The 19,248-nt window shown below is 56.4% G+C and carries 21 protein-coding genes; all 21 read left to right on the top strand.

Going from position 1 to position 19,248, the window contains the following annotated elements; translation table 11 throughout:
* Positions 1-131 precede the first annotated feature (131 nt).
* The 21 genes from Q8Q08_03940 to Q8Q08_03840 all read left to right on the top strand — a co-directional run bounded on the left by Q8Q08_03940 (position 132) and on the right by Q8Q08_03840 (position 19,238).
* Positions 132-1,352, top strand: a complete 1,221-nt coding sequence (locus Q8Q08_03940; protein ID MDP2653165.1) for a carbohydrate porin — start codon at positions 132-134, stop codon at positions 1,350-1,352.
* Between the two features lie 306 nt (positions 1,353-1,658).
* Complete coding sequence (locus tag Q8Q08_03935) at positions 1,659-1,808, top strand: YezD family protein (protein MDP2653164.1); 150 nt, start codon at positions 1,659-1,661, stop codon at positions 1,806-1,808.
* Positions 1,809-1,898: 90 nt separating this feature from the next.
* A complete protein-coding gene (locus Q8Q08_03930; protein ID MDP2653163.1) occupies positions 1,899-3,266 on the top strand; it encodes a porin in 1,368 nt (455 codons plus the stop codon).
* Positions 3,267-3,312: 46 nt separating this feature from the next.
* Positions 3,313-3,837 carry an FMN-binding protein gene (locus tag Q8Q08_03925; GenBank protein ID MDP2653162.1) on the top strand — a complete coding sequence of 175 codons (525 nt, stop codon included), beginning with the start codon at positions 3,313-3,315 and terminating at the stop codon, positions 3,835-3,837.
* Positions 3,815-4,699, top strand: coding sequence for an FAD:protein FMN transferase (locus tag Q8Q08_03920; GenBank protein MDP2653161.1), 885 nt, complete (start codon positions 3,815-3,817; stop codon positions 4,697-4,699). Before Q8Q08_03925 ends, Q8Q08_03920 begins: the two co-directional genes overlap by 23 nt.
* Positions 4,689-5,138: a hypothetical protein gene (locus tag Q8Q08_03915; protein MDP2653160.1), complete on the top strand. Its 450-nt coding sequence runs from the start codon at positions 4,689-4,691 to the stop codon at positions 5,136-5,138. Before Q8Q08_03920 ends, Q8Q08_03915 begins: the two co-directional genes overlap by 11 nt.
* 94 nt (positions 5,139-5,232) lie before the next feature.
* Entirely contained in the window at positions 5,233-5,535 is a 303-nt protein-coding gene (locus Q8Q08_03910; protein MDP2653159.1) for a hypothetical protein, read from the top strand.
* Positions 5,536-5,752: 217 nt separating this feature from the next.
* A complete protein-coding gene (locus Q8Q08_03905; protein MDP2653158.1) occupies positions 5,753-6,016 on the top strand; it encodes a hypothetical protein in 264 nt (87 codons plus the stop codon).
* Between the two features lie 111 nt (positions 6,017-6,127).
* Positions 6,128-7,354 (top strand): TolC family protein, encoded by a 1,227-nt coding sequence (locus Q8Q08_03900; GenBank protein ID MDP2653157.1) that lies wholly within the window; start codon positions 6,128-6,130, stop codon positions 7,352-7,354.
* Positions 7,341-8,387: an efflux RND transporter periplasmic adaptor subunit gene (locus Q8Q08_03895; GenBank protein ID MDP2653156.1), complete on the top strand. Its 1,047-nt coding sequence runs from the start codon at positions 7,341-7,343 to the stop codon at positions 8,385-8,387. The genes Q8Q08_03900 and Q8Q08_03895 overlap by 14 nt, the downstream gene beginning before the upstream one ends.
* A 17-nt stretch (positions 8,388-8,404) precedes the next feature.
* On the top strand, positions 8,405-11,569 hold the full coding sequence (locus Q8Q08_03890) for a CusA/CzcA family heavy metal efflux RND transporter (protein MDP2653155.1): 3,165 nt from the start codon (positions 8,405-8,407) through the stop codon (positions 11,567-11,569).
* A gap of 182 nt (positions 11,570-11,751) precedes the next feature.
* Positions 11,752-12,132 carry a response regulator gene (locus tag Q8Q08_03885; protein ID MDP2653154.1) on the top strand — a complete coding sequence of 127 codons (381 nt, stop codon included), beginning with the start codon at positions 11,752-11,754 and terminating at the stop codon, positions 12,130-12,132.
* Between the two features lie 253 nt (positions 12,133-12,385).
* Positions 12,386-13,015 (top strand): transglutaminase-like domain-containing protein, encoded by a 630-nt coding sequence (locus Q8Q08_03880; protein MDP2653153.1) that lies wholly within the window; start codon positions 12,386-12,388, stop codon positions 13,013-13,015.
* Between the two features lie 38 nt (positions 13,016-13,053).
* Complete coding sequence (locus Q8Q08_03875; protein MDP2653152.1) at positions 13,054-13,623, top strand: response regulator; 570 nt, start codon at positions 13,054-13,056, stop codon at positions 13,621-13,623.
* Between the two features lie 4 nt (positions 13,624-13,627).
* Positions 13,628-14,377, top strand: a complete 750-nt coding sequence (locus Q8Q08_03870) for a response regulator (protein ID MDP2653151.1) — start codon at positions 13,628-13,630, stop codon at positions 14,375-14,377.
* A 10-nt stretch (positions 14,378-14,387) separates the two neighbouring features.
* Positions 14,388-16,100: a type II secretion system ATPase GspE gene (gene gspE, locus Q8Q08_03865; GenBank protein ID MDP2653150.1), complete on the top strand. Its 1,713-nt coding sequence runs from the start codon at positions 14,388-14,390 to the stop codon at positions 16,098-16,100.
* Positions 16,101-16,109: 9 nt separating this feature from the next.
* On the top strand, positions 16,110-17,327 hold the full coding sequence (locus tag Q8Q08_03860; protein ID MDP2653149.1) for a type II secretion system F family protein: 1,218 nt from the start codon (positions 16,110-16,112) through the stop codon (positions 17,325-17,327).
* Between the two features lie 37 nt (positions 17,328-17,364).
* Entirely contained in the window at positions 17,365-17,775 is a 411-nt protein-coding gene (locus Q8Q08_03855) for a prepilin-type N-terminal cleavage/methylation domain-containing protein (protein ID MDP2653148.1), read from the top strand.
* Positions 17,776-17,795: 20 nt separating this feature from the next.
* Positions 17,796-18,266, top strand: a complete 471-nt coding sequence (locus Q8Q08_03850) for a hypothetical protein (GenBank protein ID MDP2653147.1) — start codon at positions 17,796-17,798, stop codon at positions 18,264-18,266.
* Positions 18,256-18,657, top strand: coding sequence for a hypothetical protein (locus Q8Q08_03845; protein MDP2653146.1), 402 nt, complete (start codon positions 18,256-18,258; stop codon positions 18,655-18,657). The genes Q8Q08_03850 and Q8Q08_03845 overlap by 11 nt, the downstream gene beginning before the upstream one ends.
* Before the next feature lie 26 nt (positions 18,658-18,683).
* Positions 18,684-19,238 (top strand): prepilin-type N-terminal cleavage/methylation domain-containing protein, encoded by a 555-nt coding sequence (locus Q8Q08_03840; protein MDP2653145.1) that lies wholly within the window; start codon positions 18,684-18,686, stop codon positions 19,236-19,238.
* The last annotated feature ends 10 nt before the right edge of the window (positions 19,239-19,248 follow it).

Below are 19,248 nucleotides of genomic sequence, written 5' to 3'. Positions count from 1 at the left end.
CGGGGTGACTTGAGCAGGGAATGATTTTTCCCCGGAAAAGGATGCCCTGGCCGCGTTCGCAGGTTATAATGGGAAAGTCTGCGGGCTGGTTTTCAAATCAAAATGCATTTTTGGGAAAGAAGGATAGATCCATGGGGCGTTTTAAGGCGATCTTGGGGTGTCTTGTGTTTTTGGGGTTGTCCTCTGCCGCACAGGCCGGGGAGACGCATTTATTGTGGAAGGAGCGTCCTCTCCTGGAAGAGGAGGGGATCAGCTTTAATGTGATCTCTGTCGAAGATTTTGTCAGCAATGTCAAAGGCGGGCAACAGACGAAATCGACGTGGCTGGGCGTGCTGGATATGGACATGTCGGTCGACACCGGCAAAGCGGGATTGTGGGCCGGCGGGCAATTTTATGTCCGCGGGGTGAATGTCCACGGCCACAAGAAACCATCGGGGGAACTGGTTGGCGACCTTCAGGGCGTCGACGGCAATGAATCCCCCCGGATCAGCCGGTTGCAGGAATTGTGGTATCAGCACTCGTGGCAGGAAGACCGCCTAACGCTTTTGGGCGGCGTCCATGACATGAATTTCGAGTTCGCCGTGAGTGAAAATGGGTGGCTGTATATGAACAGCGGGTTCGGCCTCACGCCGTCCATCGCAAACAACGTCGCCGTTCCGACCTATCCTTATCCGGCGCTCGGTGTCCGGGTGCTGTTCACCCTGCGGGAAGGTTTGTCCTTGCGGACGGGCGTTTATGACGGCGATCCGGGGGACAGCACCGATCATCCAGGCGGCCCGGATTTTTCTTGGAACGGCAAGGGCGGGACGTTCGTGGTCAGCGAGGCGGCTTTCGATTACCGGATCCCGTGGGGCAGGGCCGGGCTTCCCGGCACATGCAAGGCCGGATTCTGGTTCCATTCCAGGGACATTGATGATGTGTCCTCTGTGGACGACAACGGCGATCCGGTCCGTCACCGCAATGATTACGGCGCTTACGGCATCATCGACCAGATGCTTTGGCAGGAGGCGGAAGGGCAGGGGCTGAGCGCGTTTTTGATGGGCGGGGGAGCCCCGGAGGACCGCAACACCGTGGCCCTTCACGCGGCGGGCGGGTTGAATTATACCGGCCTTATTCCGGGCCGCAACCAAGACCGATCCGGGATCGCCGTGACCCACGCGTCCATCAGCGGCAAGAAACGGAAGGCGGAAGATTTGGATGAAGCGGAGACAACGGTCGAGGGAACTTACCGGATCGTGTTCAACGACAACGTGGCCGTTCAGCCGGACATCCAGTATGTCATGTCCCCCTCCGCCGATCCGGCCCTGAAAAACGCGACCGTTGTGATGCTGAGGATGGAAATCGTCTATTAGCCCTGTCTTGGTACGAAATGCGATATGCGTCGGCGTATATCGGCCCTGGCCCGGCAATGCCGCGCGTTGTTTCAAGCCGAACGGCGGCGTCATCGCCGTCAACCTTTCTTCCCGCGGCCTTCCCGCGTAAAAAATTATTCTTGACAGATGGCAAGGTCGTGGTAAATTAAGAGAATTATATAAGTCATTACGAGGCGTATTTCGCCTTGTCGTTTTTGTAAAGAGGACGGCGATCTCGAATCCAGAGCCCATACATACAAAATGTGTGGGCTTTTCTATTTTTACGGGTGGCATTTTTGAGGGGTTATGAAAGACGACCAAAGACAGATTGACCCGAAAATCCTGGAGGAGATCGCGGAGGCGGTCGGAAGGATCAAATTCGGGGAAGTGGTGGTCACGGTCCACGACTCCAAAGTCGTTCAGATCGAGGAAAGGAAGAAAAAGCGTTTTACTTAGAGCTACCACGCGCGTGGGGCCATATCCCGGAATGTTTTTGGCCGCCGGTTGCACAAGCAGAGGGGGCCAATCGTCAGGAGGACGAACGTTATGAGAAGAGTCAGTCTGTTGGTGATGTTCTGCTGTTTAACCGTTTTATGGCCGCGCCCGGCCCGGGCCGAGAACCTTGACGAGATCAAGGTCATGATGCAGCAGATGAAGGCCGATTACGAGGCCCGCATCAAAGAGCTGGAAACAAAGATCGAGAATCTGAACGCCCAGCAGCAGGAGGACAGCGCCAGGATCGAGGCCATCACGACCCGGCAGGAGGATCAGGTTGCCGCGGCCGGAGAGCCGGAGAAACAGGGCCTGGACGTCGAGTATGTCGGCCGGGGCAACGCGCCGGTCGGCCGGGGAGGGCTGGTTGTCAAGAATCCGTTCGGCTTCGGCAATGTTTCCGTGGGCGGCTATGCCGACCTGGAATACGGAGATTTTGAAAACACGAATTCCACGTTTACCCAGCACCGCTGGATCATCAACATCGGCGCTTTCCCTCATGAGCGGCTGCGTTTCAACTCGGAGCTGGAAATCGAATACGGCGGGCCGAATGTCCCGAACGCTGACGGTGAAGTCAAGGTGGAGCAGGCCTACATGGACTTCCTCATCGCGGACGCGGTGAACTTGAGGGCCGGGGCGCTTCTGGTCCCGTTCGGGCGGTATAATCTGTATCACGATTCCGATCTGCAGAATCTGACGGACCGGCCGATTATGGCCAGAGACGTCGTGCCCACGACGTGGACCGAGGCCGGGGCCGGGTTCTTCGGGCAGTTCAACCCGACGCTGGGGAGTTATGAGGACCTGAACCTCGAATATGAGCTTTACGTGGTCAACGGCCTTGACGCCGGGATCACGGACACGAGTCTCGGCGGAGGCCGCTCCAGCCTGAAAGCGGACAATAACGAGGACAAATCTTTTGTCGGCCGCCTGACCGTCAGCCCCTGGCTCAACCAGGAACTGGCTGTCAGCGGTTATTACGGCAATTATGACAATTCCGAGAACGGCCTGGCCGGCATCGGGTTTGATACCCTGAACACGTGGGGACCGTTTGAACTGATCAACGAGTATGCTTACTTTGACGTCGAGCAGACGACCACGGACGTGGCGAATTTCTACCAGGGGGCCTACACGCAGTTGAACTATGACTTCTGGCCCAGGTTCCTCGACCATTCCTTCCTGGGACGGGGCTTCAAGGACCCGAAGTTCACGCTCGTCGGGCGTTATGACTGGGCCCTGATCAGCGATGACAGCGACGCGTCTTTGGGAGATAATAAGGAAACCCGGAAGACGCTCGGCTTCAACTACCGTCCGGTCGATAATCTTGTGTTTAAACTGGAATATCAATGGAATAAAACCGATAATGAGGCCCTGGAGCGCGGAAACAACAACGGCTTCCTGACGTCCATGGCCATCGGTTTTTAGCAACTGTTATCATGAGGACGGTATGGTTGTCGTAAGAGAGTTCAGGATGTCTCCAGCCTGGGTCATCTGGGCCCCGGCCCTGGTGGCGTCCACGAGCGTCCCGGCGCTGGCCGCGGTCTACCTGACCGTGGAAGAGGCCCAGCAGCTGATCTTCCCGGACCGGAACTTTACGCTTGTCCCGGTCACGCTGTCGGAAGACCAGCGCAAAACGGTCCAGGAGAAAAGCGGTATCCCGGTGCGCGCCCGGCAGGAAAGGGTCTGGCGGACCGACGAGGGCGGACATCTCATCATTGATGACGTGATCGGCAAGCACGAGTTCATCACGTTCGCCGTGGGCATCAACCCGGACGGGAGCGTGCGCCAGGTGGAGATCCTGAATTACCGGGAGGCGTACGGCTTTGAGGTCCGCCAGAAAAAATGGCGGCGGCAGTTTATCGGAAAGACCGGCGCTTCGGAGCTTTCTCTTAATGACGACATCAAGAATATCAGCGGAGCCACACTGTCCTGCCGGCATGTCACGGAGGGAGTGAAGCGCGCCCTGGCCCTATATGACCTTATCATTAAAAAATAACGTCCGTCGCTGCCGTCCCCTCCTGGGGACGTTTGTGGAGATCTCCGTCGGGCATGACGACCCGGGAGAGGCCCACGCGGCCATCGGCGCGGCTTTTGCCGCCGTGGAACGCGTTCACCGGCTGATGAGTTTCCATGATCCTGAAAGCGAGATCTCCCGGCTCAACCGTTGGGCGGCGTCCGGGGAAGTCGCTGTCAGCGGCGAAACATTCCGGGTCCTCCAATGCGCTTTGGAGCTGCATGAGCGGACACGAGGGATTTTCGACATCGCCGTTGCCCCGGAGTTGATGGAGAATCGGACCCTGCCGCGTCACACGTTTTTAGGCGGCCGGACAGATTATTGCGGCCGGACGGCGGACATCCGGTTCCTGCCCGGCGGGACAGTTCGCTTTTCGCGGCCGCTGTGCATTGATCTGGGCGGCATCGCCAAAGGATTCGCCGTGGATGAAGCCGTCGGAAGACTGCGGGCCTGCGGCATGGACAGCGGGTTCGTCAACGCGGGCGGCGACATGGCCTGTTTCGGCGAACCCAGGCCTGTCTGGGTGAGGCACCCTCGCAATCCCGGGGAATTCCTGCCGCTGCCAGCTTTGGAAAACGGCGCTCTGGCGACGTCGGCCAATGCTTATTTGTGGCGGGAACAGCCCTGCGCGCACATCCACGGGCAAACGCGGGAGCCGTTGCGCCGTCCCTTCAGCGTGTCGGTTCGCGCGGGTTCCTGCCTGATGGCCGACGCCCTGACCAAAGTGGTGCTGGCCCTGGAGGAGGAATCGGAGACGGTGTTGCCGCAGTTTCAGGCAACGGCATTGGCCGTCTATCCGGATGGCCGGGTGGTCCGCTATGGAGGGGACTCGGATGAGGCGTAATGTCCGGTTCAGCCGGTCCATGAATTGGTGGTTTTACGGGATTTTCGGCGTATTATTTTTTTCAGGCCTGTTCTGGCTCGCCGCGCATTATGGGGGAGGGGAGGAGGCCGATTTCGACGGGAAATTTTATTTTTTCCAGTCCCGGCTGCTCTGGATCCACGGCGCGGCGGCTATGGCATCCCTGGTTGTCCTGGGGGCCCTGATCCCGACCCATATGCAGAGGGCCTGGGAGGCGGGCAAAAACCGCGCCACGGCCATTGCCATGCTTTCATTGTGCGGATTGATGGTCCTGACCGGTTATGGCCTTTATTATTCCGGCAGTGAAACTGTCCGGTCCTGGATGAGCGGGTTTCACAGCATTGCCGGCTGTCTGCTGCCGCCGGCTCTTGTCTGGCACATTGTGTCCGGGCGGAGCAAGAGGGCCCACGTTAAAAAATAACCAGGGACGCCGCCCGGATGGCCGATACCCTTTGTGACCGGATTGGTTGCAGAGGGTTTTTCTTTGGGGTAGAATGTGAAAAACGGAGGAGCGTATGGATTCCGCGGGATTGCGTTTTGTGAGCATGTGGGGGCTGTGGATTCTGGGCGCGGTGATGCTGCTGGCCGTCGCCCTGATCTGGTGCCACGAAGTGAATAAAAAATTGAACGAGATCATGGTGCGGCTGGACGAACTTGGAAAGAGCGGCAACGGATCCTATCTTGCCGGTTCCCATCCGGCCGGACACAACCCCGGAGCGTCATCGAGCAGAACCGTCTCGCCGTTTATCGCTGTCTTCATCATCGGGGCCGCGATCTTTGTCCTTTTTATCGTCCCTCTTTGGCTGGTCAACCGGTGACCTGAGCGTTCATGCCCGATTGACCGCTGAAAATGCCGCGTTCCTCCATCGATTTGATCAGGCGGCCCCTGCGCAGCCCTGGGACCTTTTCCGGAAACCGGCGCGGCGGTTTTCTCGGACAAAATCAGGCAAGAGTTCCTCCGGATTTTTTAGCGGCATTTCCCCTCAAGGGACTGTATTGTTGACAAACGGCTGGAAAAAATGTATATTCTGTCCTATGCGAATGATCATTTTTCTTGTGATCGTCACCTGGACAATCGCGCTGATCCCTCTCGACGCGCTCTGCGAAGAGCATCAGCCGGATGATCACCATCACTGCGTTCTTGTGTGTCCTTGCTCCTGTCATGCCGCCGCCCTTCCCCGGACGGCCAGTCTCCCCGGCAACAATTCCGAAATTTTTTTCTTGTCCCAAGGCATGCATTTCCTTTATGAGGCGCCTGTTCTGCCTCAAGAGATCCAGCCCCCGAGAGTCTCCTCGTAATCATCGCAGTAATTCCTTCGCAGCTCTCTAACCTCCGAAGTCTGTCCATTGAACAGGGGTGGAACTATGCTTAAACGTTTCTCATTATGCGCCATTTTGATAGGAGGCGCCTTGCTTTGGCCGAGACCGGGCCATGGACAGGACCCGGAAGAGGTTTTGTCCTTAAAGGGAGCGCTGGCCGCCGCTTATCAGGACAATCCGCAGATGGTCGAGGCCCGTGCCCGTATCGGATCGGCGCAAGGGGACCTTCTGACCGTCCGGACATGGCTTAACCCGGAACTGGAAGCCGAGGTCGGCGGATTAAAGAAGAATGAAGCGGAGGAACGCAGAGGGCATTTGGATTCGATTTCCATAAAACAGCCTTTTTCCCCCGTGGGTGTGCGGTATCTCCAGACAAAAATGGCCCGCAATGACGTTCTTGCCCAAGAGGAGATGGTGAAATTGACCTGGGCCGCGGTTTATGCCGATGTCAGGGGCCTCTTTAGCCAGATCGTCCTCGATCAGCAGTCGATCAGGCTTGCTGAAGATAATGCCAATGCCCTGCGGCAGTTTTTCAGCAACGTCCAGATCCGCTATCAAAGCGGGCAGGTTCTTAAAAATGATTTGAACCGCGCCCAGATCGAATTGCGAAAGGCCGAGAGCGAATCTTTGGCCGCCCAGAGAAACTTGAAGGTGAACAAGGCCGGCTTGAATTTTTTGCTGGGCCGCCCCTATGACCGTCCCTTCGAGATCCGGGAAGAATTGCGGGAGGAAAGCCTATCCCTTGATCTTGAGGACTTGATCCGGCGGGCGATCGCGCAAAGGCCGGATTTGAAAGCACAGGCGCTGCAGTTCGACTCAAGCCGAAAGGACGTGGTCAGGGCGGAGCTTGGCCGGTTACCGTCCTTCAGCCTCGGGTTTGAAAAAACCGACACCGCGTACGATAAGGATTATGCGGCCCTTGTCTCCATCAATGTTCCGCTGTGGAACCTGAACCAGGGGGATGTCCGAAAGGCGCGCGCCCGGAGAACGATCGAGGAGACAAAGACGGACGCCTTAAAGCGCGAGATCGGCCTGGAGGTCTATCGGCTTTTTCTCAACGCGGAGTATGCCCAAAGTCAGATCCATCTGTTGAACCAATCCCTGCGGGAGGCCAATGAGCTCTTAAGCCTGGCGCATCTGCGGTATCGGGAGGGGAAGATCGGTTTTACGGATTATCTCGACCAGGTCAAGACCGCCGCGCAGGCCAAAGTGAACTATTATGAGGCGCTCTATGATCTGGAACGCAGTATCAATTCCTTGGAAGTCGCGATTTACACGCCTTTAAGGCAGGAGGATTTTTTGCATGAAAAATTTTAAATTGATCGCATTGATGGCGGCCTGTTTTCTCGCCGGGATGTGGACGGCATCGGCTTTAAGGGAGGATGGGCCCCGGACATCTGTCGCGCAGCATGAGGACCACGCCGATGAGCATGGGGACGAACATGGGGCGGATCACGAAACGCACGGCGAACACGACGGCGGCGCGGGACACGAGGGGCATGAGGACGATCATGACGAGGCCGCGGAAGATCGGGTGACGCTTTCCGGGGAGGCGCAGGAGCTGGCCGGGATCGAGACGGCGGCTGTCACACAGAGGTCCTCTGCGCGAAAGATTTCAGTCACCGGACGGATAGCCCAGGATGTGGACAATGTTGAGCACGTCTTTTCTCCCGTGTCCGGAGCCATGAAGGAGTGCTTCGTGGAACTGGGGCAGAAGGTCGTAACAGGCGACCGTTTGTGTCTGATCCGGTCTGCCGGGGGTGAAGATCTTGAGGTCCAGGCCCCGGTTTCCGGCATGGTGATGGCGGACTTCATCGACGAGGGAGGCAGGGTCGATCCGACGACATCGCTTCACACCATTGCCGATGTCAGCGTCCTTCCCGCCAATTTCGACGTTTACGAGCAGGACATCTCCCATATCCAGTTGAATCAGCGGGTCCTGATCTATCCGCTGGCCTATTCCGGCCGGGTGTTTGAGGGGAGGATCGTTTTTATCTCGCCGCGCGTGGACGAATCGACCTACACCGTCAAGATCAAGGTCGCAGTTGAAAATCCGGACAATCTATTGAAAGCCGGGATGTTCCTCAAGGGCGAAATTGTCGCCGGAGGAGAGGAGGGTTTTCTTTCTGTCCCGGCCAGCGCCGTCCAGACCCTGGGGGACAAGAGCGTCGTTTTCAAGCGGGACGGGGGCGGGGGGTTTGAGGCGCGGGAAATCGTCGTCAGGGAACCCGGAAAAGAATTTGTCGCCGTGGAAGGGCTTGCCGAGGGGGATGAGATCGTCGTCAAAGGCGCTTTTATCCTGAAATCCAAATTCCTGGAAAGCGAAATGGAACACGCGCACAGCCATTAATCACTCAAGGAGAACCCATGTTTGAAAAAGGGATCAAATTTGCTGTCCAGCACCGCTGGTTTGTCCTGGCCAGCGTTTTGGGTGTGGCGGTCCTGGGCGTGTATAATTTTCTGCGACTGCCGATCGATGCCGTTCCGGACATCACCAACGTCCAGGTCCAGGTCAATACCGAAGCCCCGGGATATTCCCCTCTGGAAGTTGAGCAGAGGGTCACCTTCCCGATCGAATCGGTCATGGCCGGACTGCCGAATCTCGAGGAGACCCGCTCGCTTTCCCGGTACGGCCTTTCTCAAGTGACGGTGATCTTTAAGGACAGGACCGATATTTATTTCGCCAGGCAGCTCGTGAACGAGCGGATCCAGGAGGCCAGGGGAAATCTTCCGGACGGGATTGCCCCGGTGATGGGGCCTATCGCGACCGGGCTCGGCGAAATTTTCATGTGGACGGTTGAGGCCCGTCCGGGGGCCGTCAAGGAAGACGGCATGGCCCATTCCATCACGGACTTGCGCACCATTCAGGATTGGATCGTCAAACCGCAATTGCGAAACGTTCCCGGCGTCACGGAAGTCAACACGATCGGCGGGTATGAGAAACAGATCCATGTCACTCCCTATCCGGAAAAGCTGGTGGCGTACGGCCTGACTTTTCACGACGTTTTGGAGGCCCTGGCGAACAACAACGCCAATGTCGGCGCGGGGTACATTGAGCGGGCTGGAGAGCAGTATCTGGCCCGTATCCCCGGGCAGGTCAAAACGGCGGAGGATCTGCTCCGGATCGTTGTGGGATATAAGGAAGGCCTGCCGATCTATGTCCGTGATGTCGCCGATGTGCTGCAGGGTCAGGAGCTGCGCACCGGGGCCGCCACGGAAAACGGGCAGGAAACGGTTCTGGGGACGGTCTTTATGCTGATGGGGGAAAACAGCAGGATCGTATCAGAGCGCGTGGCCGGGAAGATCGAAGAGATCAATAAGACATTGCCGGAGGGGGTTTTTGTAAAGCCGGTTTATAACCGGACAACTCTGGTGGATGCCACCATCGAGACCGTGAAAGAGAACCTCGCGCTTGGCGCGCTGCTGGTGATTTTCGTCCTCTTCCTTTTTTTGGGGAATATCCGCGCTTCGCTGATCACGGCCGCGGTGATCCCGCTGTCCATGCTGTTTACCGTGACGGGCATGGTCGCCAACGGCGTCAGCGCGAATTTGATGAGTTTGGGGGCGTTAGACTTCGGGATCATCATCGACGGCGCCGTTGTCATTGTCGAGAACTGCATCCGCCGGCTTGCGGAAGAACAGCACCGTTTGGGGCGGCGGTTGATCTTGCAGGAGCGGCTGCATATTGTGGCGGCCGCTTCCAAGGAAGTCCAAAAGCCCATCCTTTTCGGGCAGTTCATCATCATGGTCGTGTATTTGCCCATTTTGTCCTTGACCGGAGTCGAAGGCAAAATGTTTGTGCCCATGGCGTTGACGGTCGTGATGGCGTTGGCCGGGGCGATGATTTTCTCGGTGACCTTCATCCCGGCCGCCGCGGCCGTGTTCCTGTCCGGGGACATGTCGGAGAAGGACCTGCCTGTCATGAAATGGTTCAAGGCGGGGTACGCCCCGTCGCTGGACTGGGCGTTGGCGCATCGCCGGTTGGTGTTCCTGGGGACAGGGGCCTTTGTCCTGGCCAGCGCCCTGCTGGCCATGTTCATGGGACGGGAGTTTATCCCCAGCCTCGACGAGGGCGATGTCGCCATGCACGCGTTGCGCATCCCGGGAACCAGCCTTTCGCAGTCTGTCGAGATGCAGCGCGTCATTGAGGAAAAAATCAGGGAGATCCCGGAAGTGCAAACCGTTTTTTCCAAGATCGGGACGCCGGAGATCGCCACGGACCCGATGCCTCCGAACGTGGCGGACACGTTTATCATGCTCAAGCCGCGGTCCGAGTGGCCGGACCCGAAACGGACCAAGGCCGGAGTTGTGGCGGCCCTGGAAACCATGGTCCGGAAAATTCCCGGGAATGCCTATGAATTTACCCAGCCGATCCAGATGCGGTTCAATGAATTGATCGCCGGGGTGAGAAGCGACGTGGCCGTCAAGATATTCGGCGATGACATGGATGTCCTTCTGCGGTCGGGGAAGGACATTGAAAGAGTCCTGAAGAAGGTCCGCGGGGCTTCCGATGTCAAGGCCGAGCAGGTGACCGGCCTTCCGGTTCTCACGATCATGGTGGACCGCCAGGAGATCGCGCGGTTGGGGTTGAACCTGGCGGACGTCCAGGAGGCCGTGTCCATCGCCCTGGGGGGAGCCAGCGCCGGCCAGGTGTTTGAGGGAGACCGGAGATTCGAGCTGGTGGTGCGATTGCCGGAAGAGTTGCGGACGGACATCGAGGCGCTGAAAAGGATCCCGATCCCTCTGCCTCAGGGCGGGGACCTCTCCCCCGACGGAGAGCCGGTCAGGAATTATTTTCCCCTCGGCGTTGTGGCGGAGTTTCATATCGCCCCGGGGCCGAACCAGGTCAGCCGGGAGAACGGTAAACGCCGGATCGTCGTTACAGCCAATGTCCGCGGCCGCGACATCGGTTCATTCGTGCAGGACGCCAGGGACGCGATCGGGGAACAGGTCAAGATCCCTCCCGGATATTGGATAGACTGGGGCGGGCAATTTGAACAGATGCTTTCGGCCGGCCATCGGCTGAGCGTCGTTGTCCCGTTGGCGTTATTTTTGATCTTTGTTCTGCTTTTTATGATGTTCGGGGACGTGAAGGACGCGTTGCTGGTTTTCACCGGCGTCCCGCTGGCGTTGACCGGAGGGTTGGCGGCGCTGTGGGCGCGGGGCATCCCGCTGTCCATTTCCGCCGCGGTGGGATTCATCGCCCTTTCCGGGGTCGCGGTGCTCAACGGCGTTGTCATGGTCTCTTTTATCAAGAAGTTGAGGCAGGAGGGTCATGAGATCAGAGAGGCCATCCGGGTGGGCGCTTTGACCCGCCTGCGTCCGGTCTTGATGACCGCGCTTGTGGCCTCTTTGGGTTTTGTCCCCATGGCGCTGGCCATGGGGCGCGGCGCCGAAGTTCAACGGCCGTTGGCAACGGTTGTGATCGGAGGGATATTGTCCTCAACGGCGCTGACGCTGATCGTTCTTCCGGTGCTTTATTATGTTTTTCACAGGGGCTCCAAAGCCAAAAGCGTTAAAAACGATTTATAGGCGGTTCAGGAGTCTTTGAGGGCAGGTCATGGCTGTGTCAACGCATGCGCCTGATGGCGTCCGTGGATGCGGCTTTTTATATAATATTCGCATTTCAAAGTCCTGTTTTTATGTTAATATAAAATTCAGTTAAATACCGGCGGTGAGGTTCCATTCAATGGTCTTAAACAAGGTAGATGGATATGAAAAACCGGAAAATATTGATTATCGATGATGAGCCGCATGTGCTCAAATTGTGCTCTCTGATTCTCAGCCGGGAAGGTTATCAGGTTGTGGAGGCCTCAAACGGCGCGGAAGCCATCGCAAAAGTCGAAAAAGACCCGCCGGACCTGATTATCGTTGACCTGATGCTCCCGGACATGAACGGCGCGGAAATCATCCAGGCCATTCGCGAGAAACACTCCTGCCGTGCCCCTGTCCTCTTTTTGACAGCTATGATAACGCGAGCGGAAGAAGTCGCGAAAGACCTGGACATTAAAGTCCAAGACGTGAGCTATCAAGTCATGGCCAAACCCCTGGACCAGACAAAATTTCTCGAATTAGTAAAGAAGCAGCTTGGTTGAGTATCGGATGCCGCTTTTTTGCCATTATTCCTTCCTTTTAAGCGTTCCCTCCCAATACGGTTTTCAATAATACGGACGTTATTCATTTGAGTGTTTTTGTTTATAAGCCTTGTGTTTTTCGCAACTCATTAGATTAGTTATATTTGTGATTTCTGTGAAATATTGTGTGGTGGTATTGACAACTTCAGGAATATGGTATACAATGTAGATTAGAGGAACAGAATGAACAACAGGAACAGGGTATACATAAAACATGGAAACAATCAATCCAAAAATCAGGATAAAACCAAGCGCTGCGATGCGAAGAATGAAGGGGATCATTCTATTTGTATGTTTCATATCCTATTTGTTTACAGCAGATTATGCATATTCAGCCGATAATAAATATAAATTTCGCATACGTCATGTCAAGACACAGAAAGACGGCGTCCTCGTTTCCCGTCCCAGTAAAATAGACGAAAAAATCTATAAACTATTGAAAAATAATAAAATATATACACCTAAAGATTATGCAAAATGGTTGGAGAAGCACATTGTATATAGGAAAGATAGTAAAGCAGGGGCATGGGCTGATCCGTTGAGTGTTTTGGCCAGAAAATTTGGTGATTGCGAGGATTTTGCATTTTTGAATGTGGCTGTGCTCAGGGTCATGGGATACTCACCAAAATTTTTCACCTTCCATTCAGAGGAAAAGGGGCATGCCATCTGTGTTTTTCAGGACAAAGGGCACTATTATTATTTTGACAATATGAAACTCAAGAAGATCCAGGAACCCACGATTTTTGAGTTTGCCAAGGGCCTGTTGAGCCAGGAGACTTACACGGAAATCCGGGAGCTGGATTTCAATACGAGAAAATGGAATTTAGTGTATAAAAATTCTTAATAGTATATTATATTTATAAACAGGATGAGGGGATCCATATGATCAAGGAGCCGTTGACAACCGGGCAGGTGGCGGAATATTGCCATGTGACTTACAGGGCCGTGCTCAAATGGATCGCTGAGGGTAAGTTGAAGGCCTACCGCACTCCCGGCCAGCACAGCCGTGTCGGGATCAATGACTTTCTTGACTTCCTTGAGAAGTACCGCATGCCCATTCCCCAGGGGCTCGAGAGGGTCAGTCTCAAGAAAAAAGTCCTGATTGTGGATGATGACCGCAGGATCGTCCAACTGGTCAGAAAAACTCTCGAAACAGACACCCGTTACGATATTAATGTCGCTTACGACGGTTTCAGTGCCGGCCGTATATTCTCGAGTTTTCACCCGGACTTGGTGGTTTTGGACATCAAGATGCCCGGGGTGGACGGTTATGAGGTCTGCGCCCATATCCGCGGAGATCCCGCCAATAAAGACGTCAAGATCATTGCCGTTTCAGGGTCGTTCGCAAGCGAGGGAGAGGACAAGATGCTCCAGGCCGGCGCGAACGTGTGTGTGGCCAAACCTTTTGATGTCGAGGAGCTGAAAAAAAAGATCGACACAATGCTGGAGTGACTCCATGACGATACCCAAGGTCATCATGATTGTCGATGACGACCAAAGCCTGGTCGGGCTGATGAAGTATCAGCTTGAGGCTCAAGGTCATACTGTTGTCACGGCCCCTGACGGCCAGGAAGGGCTGGAGAAGCTGAAGTCCGTTCAGCCGGACCTCATCATCCTGGACATCCATATGCCCAGGATGAGCGGCCTGGAGTTTTTTAAAAACATCATCACCGGTTATGGGCATGTCCGTTATCCTGTCCTGATTCTGACCTCCAAGGCCGAATTTGAGGCGATCTTTCAGGACATGGGAGCGGCGGGTTTTGTCGCAAAACCCTTTCTGGTCGAGCATTTGCTGTCCGAGACGGGGAGGATCCTCGCGAAATTCCACCGGCCCGCCGTTCTCCTGGTTGAACTTGCCGAGAACATCCACTCCCCAAAGATCGCGGAAGCCCTGGAAAAAGAGCAGTATCAGGTGGTCTTTCTCCGCAGCATCCAGCAGCTCAAGGACGCCGTCCCCCAGCCGCTCCCGAGATTTATCCTCATGGAATTCATGCAGAAAGGGATCTCCGGTGATGAGTTGATCCGGGCATTCAAAGGCCATCCCGCGCTTAAAGATATTCCCGTTATTGTTTATTCCTATTCCGGCATCGTGGACTGTAAGGGGGCCAGCCTGAAGGCGGGGGCCGCCAAATATGTTGACGACCCGCGCCATTATGAAGAACTGGTCCGGGCGATACGGGAAATCGAAATCAATCCCAAAAGGTGATCCTTCTGTTATGCCTGAATATATTCGAAAGCGACTCGGCGAGAGGTTAGTTGAGGAAAAGCATATCACGCAGGAGCAGTTTGACCTGGCGCTCAAGAAGCACCAGGAGACGAAGGTCCCGCTGCGCCAGATTCTGATCGATATGGAATTCATCACCGAAGACCGCATGGTCGAATTCGTGGCGGGTGTCCTCGGGATCCAGGTTTGCAGCGATCTCATCGGCAAAGTCGCGGATCCCGAAGTCACCAAAATCATCCCCGAGAAAACCTGCCGGCAGTACCACGTCTTCCCGCTTTATAAAACCGCGAACGTCCTCACGGTCGCCATGGCGGACCCGATGGACGTTTTTGCCATTGATGACCTGGAAAATATTTCCCGCTGCAAGATCGAAGCGGTTTTGAGCAAGAAGGACGAGATCTATAAGGCGATAGCGGTGTTCTTCGAACAGAAGGAACAACTGGAGGAGATCGTCAAAGGCATGGCCCAGGAAGCCGAAGAGCTCGAGATCATCCGGGAGAACAGGGAGGAGGAGGCGGAGGACGTCGTGGACGCCGTGGACGCCCCGATCATCCGTCTTGTCAACACCATCATCAGCCAGGCCATCAAGGAACGGGCGAGCGACATCCATGTCGAGCCCGATGAAAAAGGGCTGAGGATCCGTTACCGCATCGACGGGATCCTCCGGGAGACCATGTCGCCGCCCAAGCGCCTGCAGGCCCCGATCGTTTCCCGCATCAAGATCATGGCCGGCATGGACATTTCGATCAAAAGGGCCCCGCAGGACGGACGGTTCAGGATCCGCGTCGAAAACAAGAATATCGACGTGAGGATTTCCACCGTGCCGACCATTTACGGCGAGAAGGTGGTCATGCGCCTCCTGGACCAGAGCACGATCCGGATGGGGATGAGGCAGCTGGGCCTGAGCGAGGAGTGCCTGAACCGTTTTGAGGAGATGATCAAGAGGCCCTACGGGATCATCATGGCCACCGGGCCGACCGGGAGCGGAAAGACGACGACCCTTTATCTGGCCCTCCAATCGATCAATTCGCCGGACAAGAATGTGATCACGATCGAGGATCCGGTGGAATACGATCTGGGGGGCATTAACCAGATCGCCGTGAACGTCAAAGCCGGCGTGACGTTCGCCAATGGCTTGAGGTCCATCCTTCGCCAGGACCCGGACGTGATCATGGTCGGCGAGATGCGTGACCTCGAAACGGCCGATGTCGCTGTCCGTGCCGCCCTGACGGGGCACCTGGTCCTGAGCACGCTTCACACCAATGACGCGGTCAGCTCCATCACCCGGATGATCGACATGGGGGTGCCGTCTTACCTCGTAACGTCGTCCGTTTGCTGCGTGCTGGCCCAGCGTCTGGTCCGCACGATCTGTGAAAAATGCAAAGAGCCCTTTCAGCCGACACAGGAGGTCCTGGACGCGGTCATGCTGAAAGGCCTCCCTCAGGAATACACCTTTTACCGCGGGAAAGGGTGCGACCAATGCGCGAATACCGGTTACAGCGGGAGGACCGGCCTTTATGAGCTCATGGTCGTCGACAAGGAGCTTCGGCGGCTGATCCACGAGCAGAAATCCAACGACATGATCCGCGAAGCCGCAAAAAAATCAGGGATGAAGCTGCTGTGGGACGATGGTGTCGAGAAAGTCCTCCAGGGGAAAACGACCTTGGAGGAGCTGAAAAGAGTGACGTTTACCGAGGAGGAATGACCTTTCGTCATGCCGGTCTTTTTTTACAAGGTCCGCGATAAAGCCGGGCGGGTTCTCCAAGGCCAGTTGGATGCCGTCGACGGGAAAGAACTGCGCCGCAAGCTCGTCGAGAGGGAATACTTTATCATCGATTATTTTGAGAGAAAGGAGCGGGAGAAATTCCGCCTCTCCGGTCTGTTCTCGGTCTCCCCGCGCGTCCGGCTGATTGATATCGCGGTCTTCAGCTGGCAGCTGTACACCCTTCTGGATGCCGGCCTTCCGCTCGTCACGAGCCTGAAAGTCTTGATCGTGCAGGCCAAGAACGAAAGATTCAAATACGTCTTGAGCACGGTCTGCCAGCGGGTGGAAGAGGGCTCGACTTTTTCCGATGCCCTCAAGGAGCACCCCAGGATTTTTTCCCGCTTATACGTCCAGATGGTCAACGCCGGCGAAGTCGGCGGGGTCCTGGGCGAGATGATCAATCGCCTGGCCATCTTCTATGAGCGCCAGGCGGAGATCCGGTCCAAGCTGTTCTCGGCGATGATTTATCCCTCCATGCTTTTGACCGTTTCTTTGGTGGTCATCCTGTTCCTGGTCGCCGTCGTGCTCCCGCAATTCGCCATTATCTTCCGGGATATCGGCGTTCCGATTCCCGGTCCAACGCGGTTCCTTCTCTCCCTTAGCTCCCTCATCACCGGGTACTGGTTTCTTGCGGCCGGGGCGGTGCTGGGGGCGGCCGGGGTGCTGAGGATCCTGGTCTCATCGGAAAAAGGGAAATACCATTTCCACCTGTTCCAGCTCAACGTGCCCGTCGTGGGGGATCTCCTCAAGAAGGACGTTTCTGTCCGCTTCACCCAGACGCTGGCCACGCTGGCCGGTTCCGGCATCCCCATCCTGACCGCGCTGGATGTTGTTACCGACACCATCGGAAACAAGGCCGTGGTCAAGGCGCTCAAGGCGGTTTCCGTCAGCGTTGAGCAGGGCAAGCCCATGACGCAGCCCATGGAGGAAAGCGGGCTGTTCCCGGAGATGGTCGTCAACATGATCAGGGTCGGTGAAGAAACGGGGTCGCTCGAGAAGATGCTTAACAAGATCGCGGAGTTCTATTACAAAGAAGTGAACGCGGCCATTGACGCCTTCACGAAGCTGATCGAACCCATCCTGATGGTCACGATGGCCCTGATCATCGGGTATATCGCGATCGCCATATTCCTTCCCATGGCCAGTCTCCTGCAGAATATCCGTTAGGGGCGGCCGAAGCATGCGCGGGGAGAGGAGGTGCCGCATGATGATCTTCGCATTCAAACGCCGTGGTCACACGCTCATCGAGATCCTGATGGTCCTGGCCATCATCGGAATGATCGCGGCCATCTCTGTGACCAATTTCCAGTCGCACCACAAGCGCACCAACGTGAACGTCACAAAAGCCAATCTGGAAAGTATCCGCATGGCCGTCGCCATGTTCTATGAAGAGGAGGGGCAGTGGCCGAACAGCAGTTTGTCCGACCTGGTGAGCGGGTCCCCCAGCGGCACGCAATACCTTCCCGCGATCCCCAAGGAGGCGATCAGCGGGACGGCCACTGTTTACAGCGTCCCGAATTACAGCGGCGGGTGGCACTGGGATCCGGGGAACCATGTCATCCATCCCAATCTGTCGGGTTCCGATGCTTTCGGGACGCCGTACAGTACCTATTGAGGAAAACGTTCAGAGGGGGCATGGCCATGACCGGTCTGCGCAGGAGAGATTCCTGTTCCGGGTATTCTTTGCTGGAGCTTTTTTTGGTCATGGGGGTGATCCTCATGACGTTCACGATCGTTCTTCCGAGAATGGCCGGGTTTACCAATGCCTGGAGTTTGGATACCGAGGCGAACCGGATGCGGGCGAAGATCCGGCAGGCCCAGCAGCTGGCCATCACCAAACAGAAGCCGCACCGCGTGGGCTGGAACTCGACCGCCTATTCCATTTATGAGTATAACGGGACGTTTTTTTCCGCCATTGAGAACCTGGATATGCGCAACAATGTGACCGTCAGTTCGACCACATTCACCGTCGCCGGAACGGACCTGGTCGATTTCGACCAGTTCGGCGCGCCGTCGGAGGGCGGGAGCGTGCTCTTGCGCGACCCGCAGGGGAAAACCATGACGTTGATCATTTTGGAGGTCACGGGAAAAGTCAATGTTCTTTAGCCGCTTACATGGACAATGGCCGCGTTCGCGCCGGTCTTTCACGCTCATCGAGATCCTGGCGGCGATGGCCGTCATGGAGGTGATGGCGGTCTCTGTGATGATGATGTTCACCTTCGGCAATCGGAGCCTGACCATGATCCAGGAAGACATGATCGTCACGAACGTGCTGCAGGCCAAGGTCGAAGAGATCAAAGGCCAGGAGTTCAGCAAAAATGTGACCGCCACGGATGTGTTCATGGCTCCGTACACGCAGTATCGGCTCGATGTCTCGCAGGCGACGAACTATGGCGGCAACCAGTATTTGAAGCGCGTGGTCGTCACCTGCCGGTGGACGACCGCGTTGGGGACGAACAAGCAGGACAGCGTCTGCTTTCTGGTGTCGGACCGTTGACGAGGAGGAGGGATCTCTTGACAGCGATGCAAAAGACGCGGACGAACGGGTTCACTTTTCTGGAAGTGATGCTGGCCTTTGCGATCGGCGCGGTGGCGTTGGCGACGCTGACCGCCACCTTTGAAACGGGCCGGCGCAGCTGGCGGAAAAATACGCAACGCGCCGAGATGATCCAGCACGGGCAGGCCGCCCTGTCCCGCATGACCTCGGAAATGCGTTACGCGACACAACTGGTGACCCGCGATATCCCCAACCAGATCCTGGAGTTCGATACCAACAATTTGGTTGACGCCGATGAGATGACCACGGAACGGATCCGGTATCAAGCCACGGGAGATGTCCTGGACAGGTCTGTTGACGGGGGCGTCCCCGTGGCCGTCGCCGGACGCTCGGGCGAAGTCAAGATATTGCTGGAGACGATTCCCCTTAAGCTCAACGCTTCGGGGGATATGGTCCCGCTGGCGGTGGCGGACCCTCTCAGCTTGGCGATCGCCGTCGATCTTTATATCAGGGCCCAGGCGCTGGACACCAGTGTCAGCCAGGTCGATATGGTCTCGCGGGTGACCTTTCGCAACAAATGACGGGGGCAGG

It is taken from the genome of Candidatus Omnitrophota bacterium, from assembly GCA_030688425.1.
GTDB lineage: Bacteria > Omnitrophota > Gorgyraeia > Zapsychrales > JANLHA01 > JAUYIB01.
This window is presented reverse-complemented; position numbering and strand designations above follow the sequence as displayed.